The sequence below is a fragment of the Pseudoalteromonas sp. S3178 genome, assembly GCF_005886985.1.
GTDB classification, from domain to species: domain Bacteria; phylum Pseudomonadota; class Gammaproteobacteria; order Enterobacterales; family Alteromonadaceae; genus Pseudoalteromonas; species Pseudoalteromonas carrageenovora.
Window position 1 is genome coordinate 1 of the sequence record NZ_PNCW01000148.1, and the last position, 716, is coordinate 716.

A 716-nucleotide genomic window follows, 5' to 3' on the forward strand; every position below is an offset into this window, starting at 1 on the left:
TGGGTTTATTATCCATACAAGGCAATTAACTTCGCGCCTGCGGCGCCGGACGCTCGTACCTCGCGCCGGTTATTGCGGCGTTAAGTTGCTCTGAGGATTCACGTGAAATTTCTACCCATAATAATGTTGTTTGTTTCCAGTGTAACTTTGGCAGATGAAGATCCATGTGAAAGAACCGATTACCCTGTAACAACAGTTAAAGAGTTTAAAACATTAGTGGATAACAATTTTCCCTCTGTATATAGGCAAGACGACAATTCGAAAGTTACAGTCTCAGTATTAAAGCTTAAAAGCATCATTGAAAAAGAGATGCGGAGCCATCGTCCTTATTTAAAAAAGGCAAAAGAGCATCTTTTATCATCTCTACAGAAGTTACCTCTAACAGAGAGTATAAACGAGAAAGAACTATGGCTTAATGCAAGCAATATGAATAGTGAAGAGCAACAAGTTGCAACTCATGTTATGGCTGGCATTCAGGAGGCTTTTGTTATTGCGTTATTTACTGAGTCAGCTTTTGTTGAAGTAAATAGTCAACCTATCAAAAAGCTGCAAGTAAGATTCTTGGAGGGGGTAGATGAAACAATCACTACCCATGAACATAATAAGGTAAAAAATATTCGCTTTGAAAGTGATAATACATTAGTTTTTCAAAAGTGTTGGCTCGCAAAGTAGCAACTTAACAAGTCGTTAAAGCAGGACAAATAACAGTTGGCTTT

At 38.1% G+C, this 716-nt stretch carries 1 protein-coding gene; it reads left to right on the forward strand.

Annotated features, from left to right (window positions below; genetic code table 11):
• Nucleotides 1–102: 102 nt before the first annotated feature.
• Nucleotides 103–672, forward strand: coding sequence for a hypothetical protein (locus CWC11_RS20400; RefSeq protein ID WP_138684147.1), 570 nt, complete (start codon nucleotides 103–105; stop codon nucleotides 670–672).
• Nucleotides 673–716: the final 44 nt, after the last annotated feature.